Source organism: Pseudomonadota bacterium (genome assembly GCA_034660915.1).
GTDB lineage: Bacteria > Desulfobacterota > Anaeroferrophillalia > Anaeroferrophillales > Anaeroferrophillaceae > DQWO01.
Map to the genome: position 1 here is coordinate 1 of JAYEKE010000118.1, position 8,548 is coordinate 8,548.

6 protein-coding genes and 1 tRNA gene are annotated in these 8,548 nt (G+C 47.2%); 1 reads left to right on the forward strand and 6 read right to left on the reverse strand.

All coding sequences use genetic code 11. The features are described from left to right. Positions 1-10: 10 nt before the first annotated feature. Positions 11-87: transfer RNA gene (locus U9P07_07250), tRNA-Arg, on the reverse strand. Positions 88-246: 159 nt separating this feature from the next. On the opposite strand from U9P07_07250, the gene U9P07_07255 reads away from it, so the two are divergent. After that, positions 247-441, forward strand: a complete 195-nt coding sequence (locus U9P07_07255; protein MEA2109200.1) for a hypothetical protein — start codon at positions 247-249, stop codon at positions 439-441. Between the two features lie 61 nt (positions 442-502). Here the strand turns inward: U9P07_07255 and U9P07_07260 are convergent, their stop codons facing one another. From U9P07_07260 to U9P07_07280, 5 genes are all read right to left on the reverse strand, one after another. Beyond that, complete coding sequence (locus U9P07_07260) at positions 503-1,690, reverse strand: thiolase family protein (GenBank protein MEA2109201.1); 1,188 nt, start codon at positions 1,688-1,690, stop codon at positions 503-505. 72 nt (positions 1,691-1,762) lie between these two features. Next, on the reverse strand, positions 1,763-4,180 hold the full coding sequence (locus U9P07_07265; GenBank protein ID MEA2109202.1) for a 3-hydroxyacyl-CoA dehydrogenase/enoyl-CoA hydratase family protein: 2,418 nt from the start codon (positions 4,178-4,180) through the stop codon (positions 1,763-1,765). Between the two features lie 35 nt (positions 4,181-4,215). Then, positions 4,216-6,078, reverse strand: a complete 1,863-nt coding sequence (locus U9P07_07270) for an acyl-CoA dehydrogenase (GenBank protein MEA2109203.1) — start codon at positions 6,076-6,078, stop codon at positions 4,216-4,218. A 108-nt stretch (positions 6,079-6,186) separates the two neighbouring features. Further along, positions 6,187-6,798 (reverse strand): TetR/AcrR family transcriptional regulator, encoded by a 612-nt coding sequence (locus tag U9P07_07275; protein ID MEA2109204.1) that lies wholly within the window; start codon positions 6,796-6,798, stop codon positions 6,187-6,189. Continuing rightward, a partial coding sequence (locus tag U9P07_07280) for a long-chain fatty acid--CoA ligase (protein ID MEA2109205.1) occupies positions 6,791-8,548 on the reverse strand: 1,758 nt, incomplete at its 5' end. The genes U9P07_07280 and U9P07_07275, both read right to left, overlap by 8 nt.

The following is an 8,548-nucleotide window of genomic DNA, read 5'->3' on the forward strand; positions in this document are numbered from 1 at the left end:
TTGATTTTATTGGTGCCCCCAGCGCGACTCGAACACGCGGCCTGCGGATTAGGAATCCGTCGCTCTATCCACCTGAGCTATGGGGGCAAGGTTTTATTTTAATGCACTTCTTATAGCACATTTATCAGATTGGTCAACCAGGAACAATGAAAAACAGGAGGGGAAAACCCCCTCCTGTTAGTTATTTACTCAACTTTCTGAGTTGTTCTGAAAACAGCGGAAAGAAATTTACAAGGGTGTTCCGGCATGGCTCTCGCTCATTCTCGCCTGCCGTCCATGGCCTGCCTGTGCGTGCCGCACGCAGACAAGCCGGCTAGTGGGGACACCGCTAAAGCAATGTCCCCGCGTCCGCCGCGAATCACATCGTGTGATTCGTTCGGCGGCCCAATACCGCCTGCCTGTCGGCAGACAGGCTATGAGCCAAACCCGAACATCCGGTAATTACGTCCCTGACAACGCAAGTCAGAAAGTTGAGTTATTTACAACCGGTTTCTGAGAAAATCTACAACATTTCAATAATGCCGGCCGCCCCCATCCCTCCGCCGATACACATGGAAACAATACCCCGTTTCAGCTTTCGCCTTTTCAACTCATAAATCAGTTGAGTTGTCAATTTAGCCCCGGTACAGCCAAGTGGATGTCCGAGGGCGATGGCGCCGCCATTAGGATTGATATCACCATCCCAATAACGCTTTTCCAGACCCAGTTGGCGCAGGGAATAGATGCACTGAGAGGCAAATGCCTCATTAATTTCAAAAAGCTCAATATCTTTGGTTTTAAGTCCAGCCTGCTGCAAAACTTTTGGAATGGCAAATGCCGGGCCTACTCCCATGACTTCCGGTTCCACCCCGGCAACCGCGTAATTAGTCAATTTTGCCAACGGCTCCAAACCCAGTTTTTTCGCCTTTTCAGCACTCATAATCAAAGCAAAGGAAGCGCCGTCGGTCATTTGTGATGAATTAGCCGCAGTGACTACACCTCCCGCTTTGAATGGCGATTTCAGCTTCGCCATTTTTTCCAGCGATGCCGGCCAGCGTACACCATCATCCATTTCAAAAGGAACCTCGACATGAATCTTTTTCCCATGTTTATCAGTAGAATACTTCCAGGCATTGATGGGAATGATCTGCTCCTTGAATTTTCCCGCTTCTATCGCTTCATGGGCCCGACGATTACTTTCCATTCCCACCTTATCCTGGTCTTCCCGGGATATTTTGTATCTTTCCGCCACGTTTTCAGCCGTAATACCCATGGATACATAGGTGTTGGGCAAGTCATTCCATCCCGGATGGGGACGAAAAATACTGCCACCCATGGGAATATGGCTCATGCTTTCAGCCCCGCCGGCAATGATGACATCTGACCAGCCAGCCTGAATTTTAGCGGTTGCATCGGCAATTGCCTGAATCCCCGAAGAGCAGAAACGATTAACGGTCATGCCGCAGGTTTCGATGGGCAAACCGGCACCGAGACTGATCACCCTGCCGATATTCATCCCCTGTTCCGCTTCCGGGAAGGCACAACCGCAGATCAAATCATCAACATCTTCCGGTTTAAGCTTTGGAACCCGGGCCAAAAGACCTTTAACTACCTGGATGCCGATTTCATCGCCCCTGGTCTGGGCCAGCCCCCCCTTTTTATAGCGTCCACCCGGGCTTCTTACCGAGGCAACAATAACTGCTTCCTGCATAATAATCCTCCATTTCTCCATCTCAATACAGCTGCCAGGATTTATTTTCCCGACCGGCTGAAATAGTTATGATTAATTCCGTAATGGTTTACCGTTTTTCAACATGTACATCATCCGATCCTGGGTTTTTGTCTCCCCACATAGACTTAAGAAAGCTTCCCGCTCAAGATCAAGGATCAGATCCTCGGAAACAAAGGTGCCCTCGGCACAGTCACCACCGGAAAGCACCCCGGCCAGTTTTTTAGCCACATACTCATCGTAGTCGGAAATATAGTTACCGGCCTTCATGTTATACAAGATAGAATCCACCATCCCCCGGAAGTTTTCTCCCATTACCGGAATCATGACAGGTTTTGGTTGCCGATAAAAGCGGGCCAGACCCAGAGCAACATTCTTGGCATCGTAAATCTGCTGATCACGATTCATGCTGATGGCATCCGTTTTACGGATATAGCCAAGTTCCATCGCTTCCACCGCACTGGTAGCCACCTTGGCCATGCCGATATTCTCAAACGCCTTCTGGTAATGTGTCTGCATATTAAGACCATTGGCTATAGTTCCATCAGGAATCCCTTCAGTACAGCGAACCATCAACTCTTTGGTGCCACCGCCGGCAGGGATCACCCCAACTCCCACCTCAACCAGGCCCATGTAGGTTTCACCGCAGGGCTGACAGCGATCACCATGCAGGGAAATTTCGCAGCCACCTCCAAGCGCCATTCCAGCCGGGGCAATAACCACCGGCCTGGCAGCATATTTGAGCCGCATGTTGGCATATTGAAAATCATGGATCATCTTATCCAGGATATCCCAATCGCCCTGCTGGATAGCAACAAAAACTTGAAAAAGATTAGCCCCGACTGAAAAGTTTGTGCCATGATTGGCCACCACCAACCCGAGGAAATCTTTTTCAACAATATCGCAGCTCTCATAGATCATGGTGCCGACATCACCGTCAATGGCATTCATTTTAGTATGAAATTCCAGGCAGGCCACCCCGTCACCAATATCAATGAGGCTGGCGCCGGCATTGGAAGCTACCACCCGGTTACGCTCTTTAAGGGGTGGCAATAAAATAATTTTCGGATTTTGCTCCAGCTTGACATAATCCTGACTGGCAAAATCATAATAGTAGAGACCATCATCCTGACGCAGATAAAAAGAAGTATGGCCGGCTTTGAGCATCTCACTGATCTTTTTCGGCACTTTCAGTTTCAGCTCTGCCATCACTTTGACAACCTCTTGCACCCCCAGCACATCCCAGAGCTCAAAAGGTCCAAGCTTATGATTATACCCCCACTTCATGGTATTATCGATGGCAACCACCGTATCACAGATTTCAGGAATTCGGTTGGCCGCATAAATAAAATTACGACAGAGATATTCTCTAATCACTTCAGCTGCCACATCGTTTCCCTGAAACAGACGCCGCAACTTGGCAGCAAAGCCACCCGGCTCCTTTTTTGCCGCCTGTAGTGATGCATACCTGGGCTTTTCAAAAGAAACATATTCCATCGTCCGGTAATCAAGCGCCAGTTTCAGCCGTTTACCTTTTTCATCTTTGGTTTTTTTATAAAAGCCCTGCCTGGTTTTATTCCCCAGCCATTTATTTTCGACCATTTTTACCATGAACTCGCGGGGCACGAACATCTCCCGCATTTCATCATCGGGAACCGCCGCATAAAGATTATTCATGACATGGAACCCGACGTCAGTGCCCACCAGATCCATAGTCCCACAAATAGATGAGCCAGGCCGGCCGAGGGCCTTACCGATAATCGCATCCAGTTCCGGCACTGATAAATTCTTTTCCACCATAATGTTAATAGCATTGGCAATATCGAAAACCCCGATGCGGTTGCCGACAAAGTTCGGCACATCCTTGCAGAGCACCGCTCCCTTCCCCAGGACATCCTCACAAAAAGAAGTCATAAAACCAACAACATCGTCATCCGTTTCCTCGCCGGGGATAATCTCCACCAGTTTCATATAACGGGGAGGATTAAAAAAATGAACCCCCAGAAATCTTTTTTTCAAGGATTTTGTCAGCTTGGCAGAAATATCTCTAATGGGCAGCCCCGAGGTATTGGTGGAAACAATACACTTTTTGCTGATCACCTTTGCCACTTTAGCGAACAACTCCTGCTTTATCTCCAGATTTTCAACCACGACCTCTATCACCCAGTCAACCTGAGACAGTTTTTCCAGATCATCTTCAAAATTACCGATGGTGATCATCTCCGCATTTTTTTTACTATAGAAGCTGGCAGGCTTTGATTTCAGGGCTCCTTTCAGACCCCGGGCCGCAAAGCTGTTGCGCCATTTTGGATTTTCCCGGGTCAATCCCTGCTGCTGGTCTGCCTCGGTCAGCTCAAATGGCACAATATCAAGCAACAAACACTCAATGCCGGCATTGGTCAGGTGGGCGGCGATAGTGGCACCCATAACCCCGGCACCTAAAACCGCAGCTTTTTTAATTTCATATGACATGGCAATTATCCCCCCTATTTCTTCTATTATTACGTTTACATACCAAATGAAGCATCCAGCATTTCCACGGCGATCTTTTCCCGCATCTCAACACTTTGGCATCGGCTCTTAAGAATACTTAACACCTCAACGGTAAAATATTTTGCTGCGGCTATCTTGCCTTCATAAAAAGCTGCTTCTTCATTAGTACGAGCCAGAGCCCGTTGAGCTGCTTTATCTTCCGCTCCGGCCTCCTGAAAAATAACTTGTAATTTTTCCACCGCGATTCCGGCAGCCTGCAGCAATTGCCAGCCCACCATCAGATCACCAAAAATCATCAAATAAGGACGGGCATTGAGGATGGGAATAATCAACCCAGAACCTCCTGACCAAAGACCAAAATTTTTGGTTAGATCGCCCACAGCCTGTAATGATTCCCCCAAAATAGCAGCATATTTTTGCAGGATTTCATTTTTCTGGAGCTGGGCTGCTGTTTTTCCGATTTCCTGCAACAGATTACGGACATTTTCACCATGGCGCTGAGCCAGTTTTCGGCCCACCAGATCAAGGGCCTGAATCCCATTGGTACCTTCATAGAGACAGGCAATTTTCGCGTCTCGCAGGTATTGTTCCACTGGATATTCACTGCAATATCCATAGCCACCATAGACATCAATCGCCAATGAACAGATTTCAACGGCCTTATCAGACGAGAAAGCTTTACATACCGGCGTCATCAACTCAGCAAAGCCATGCCAATAATCCTGTTGCTCCGGGGTTTCAGCAATTTCAGCCCGGTCGATGGCATAAGCAACAAAATAATTCATCGCCCGGATTCCCTCCACATAGGCTTTCATCCAGAGTAGCGAACGCCGGATATCAGGATGTTCAATGATCGGCACCCCTTTGGCCGCAGGATTGCTGAACTCCCAAATCGGTCGGCTCTGGACGCGTTCACGGGCATAATCAAGAGAATGTTCATAGGCGGCCGTGGCATGTCCTAATCCCTGCATTCCCACTTCCAACCGGGCCTCATTCATCATGTTGAACATGATGGCCATCCCCTGGCGCTCTTCACCAAGAAGTTCGCCAATACAATTTTCCTCCTCGCCAAAATTCAGGGTACAGGTTGCTGATCCTTTAATCCCCATTTTATGCTCAATATTGCCGGTAAGCACATCATTGGAATCGCCCAGAGAGCCATCTTCATTAACTTTTATTTTTGGCACGATAAACAATGATATGCCATCCGTTCCCAGAGGATCTCCTTCAATCCGAGCCAGAACCGCATGAATATTATTCTCGGCCAAATCATGATCACCACTGGAAATAAAACATTTAGATCCAGTAATTTGATAACGTCCGTCCGACAGCAGTTTGGCTCGGGTTTTCAGGGCTCCCACATCACTGCCGGCACCAGCCTCGGTCAGGCACATGGTTCCGCCCCATTGGCCAGTATACATTTTATCCATATATTTTCGCTGCTGGGTTTCCGTGCCGTATTTTTCAATCAGTCCACCAGCGCCGCAGGTCAGGCCCGGATACATGACAAAGGCAAAATTGGCGGCATTGAACAACTCGGCACAGGCCGAAAAAACGGTCAACGGCATTCCCTGACCGCCAACTTCCACTGACCTGTGGGCGGCGTTCCAACCGGCCTCACAGTATTTTTTATAAGGTTCATGAAAACAGGGAGGCGCGGCAACCTGCCCATCTTTAAAAGTACATCCCTGCTGATCACCGAGGCTATAGGTAGGCAGAATTTCATTTACCGCCATTTTTTCCGCTTCACCAATCAGCATATTGACATCCTCAACCGTATAATCCTGATACTTTCCGGCAGCAAACAGGCTATCAACCTTAAGCTGTTCAAAAAGGATAAATTTCTGGTCTCTGATATTAACCAGTCCATTACTCATGTCTATTCCCTCCTTACGAAATTTATGGGTGATTGTTCATTCATTATTCTAACAAAAAAACCCCGACTCATCTCCATGCTGATTTCAGCTAAGATTGAATATAATCTTCTACGGTTCAGGGACTGTCAATCCGCTTTTGAGAATTGCCAGGACATCATCGGCATTTTTACTGAGGGAATATTTCCGGGAGCTGAATACCCAGCAACTGACAATTTCATCCATGCTGCCAAAAATTACTTCACGAGCTACCTTCGTATTAATCCGAGGATTAATACTGCCCTGCTGCTTTCCTGCTTCAACCAGCGTTTCAATCAGTTGATAATAGTGTTTCAGTGGTTCGGCGATTCCTGAACGGATATAGGTATCGGACTGCCGAAGTTGAATTTGGAGAAAATTGGCCATGGAAGGGTTTTTTTCCATGTAGCTGAAATGATAATGCACCAGGGCTGAAAGTTTATCAACGGCCGTATCATGGTTCTGCAATAAAACCTTCAACTGGTTGATATACTCGCTCATTTTTTCGCGAAAAACAGAAACCAGCACATCTTCCTTGTTAGCAAAATACAGGTAGATGGTTCCATCGGCAATCCCTGCCTGACGGGCAATTTTGGCCACCTGGCAATCATGGTAACCATATTCAGCAAAGACTTCCAAGGCCGCATCAATAATGGTCATATATTTTTCCCGTTTTCGGGGCTCAGCGGGAACTTTACTATTCATATAAAGCATCCAGTTGCTGCTGATATTTAGCGGTCACAATTTTTCGCCGCAACTTCAAAGTAGGAGTTATCTCTTCCTTATCCATGGTGAAATCACTGTCTAAAAGAATAAATTTTTTCACCTGTTCATAATTAGGTATCTCATTTTCCTCTTGTACTTTTTTAATTCGCTGTTCAAAAAGCCTGATAATCTCTGGATCTTCGAGCAAACCCCTGATATCGGTATAAAGGACATCATGGCCCAGCGCATACTCTTCAAGATTTTCATAATCCGGCACCAGCAATGCCGAGACAAACCGCTGTTTATCACCATAGAGCATAACTTCACTGATATATGCATCCAGCTTCAATAAATTTTCCAAGTGCTGCGGGGCAATATTCTTACCGCCGGCAGTGACAATCAGATCTTTCTTCCGGTCGGTAATGCTCAGATATCCTTCGGCATCCAGGTTGCCTATATCACCAGTACAAAACCAGCCGTCCACAAAAGCGTCCCTGGTTGCTTGAGGATTTTTATAATAGCCCGGGCTTATATTGGGTCCTTTGGCCAGGATTTCACCATCATCGGCAATTTTCACCTGTACATCAGGGATCAGCTTACCAACGGTACCAAACTTGAGCTCTTCTATCGTATTCACCGCCAGGACCGGAGAGGTTTCAGTCAAACCATATCCTTCCAGAATAAAATAACCGGTAGCGTAAAAAAACTCGGCTATCTTCTTAGGCAAGGGCGCCCCGCCGGAAACAAAAAACCGCAAACGGCCACCCAATTTTTCCCCCATCTTACTGAACACCAATTTTTTGGCCAAGCCATACTGCCAACCCAGAAAAACTGAAGGTTCTTTTTTTTCTTCCTTACAGGAAGCAATTTTGTCCGCAACCCCGAAGGCCCAGAACATCAGGCTTTTTTTCAGCCCGGAGCTATGCAATGCAGCGTCATAGATCTTAGCATATATCTTTTCAAAGAGCCGGGGAACACTGACCATGATCGTCGGACCCACCTCCTCCATATTCAACGGCACCATATCAATGGCTTCGGCATAGGCAATGGTTGCTCCGGCATAAATCATCAAGTAGTAACCAGCCATCCTTTCCAGAACATGGCTCAAGGGAAGATGTGAAAGGGCAATGTCATCATGGGTAACCTCATTCATGGAGACAGCACCCTGACAGTTACGGTAAAAGTTTTCATGCGTAAGCATGACACCTTTAGGATCACCAGTGGTCCCGGAAGTATAGATAATGGTTGCCAGATCATCAGGTTTTATTTGAGCCTTCAGTTCACCCAGCTTACCCGGGTTCTGCTGTAACCACGATTTCCCTTCCGCTTCCAGAAACGACAGGGTAATAACACTCTCATCCGCCAGTAAAGCATCATCAATACCATGATCAATCACGACGATGGTTTTCAACCAGGAACAGGATCGTTTTACTTCCAGGACTTTGCGCAGTTGCTCTTCAGTGGAAACAAAAATAACCGCTGATTCAGAATTATTTATAATATAGGCAACCTGGGCGGGTCTATTGGTGGGATAGACAGGGACATCTGCAGCCCCAGTATTGAGAATAGCAAGATCGATAAAAGCCCATTCAGGGCGATTCTCTGATAGCAGGGCCACCTTATCCCCCGGCTGTAAACCTCGAGACAATAAACCGGCAGCAATATGGCGAACATTTTCAGCCCATTCATTCCAACTTATATCAGCATATACCCCACTCCGCTTGACCATCATCGCCCGATCATTGCCGTA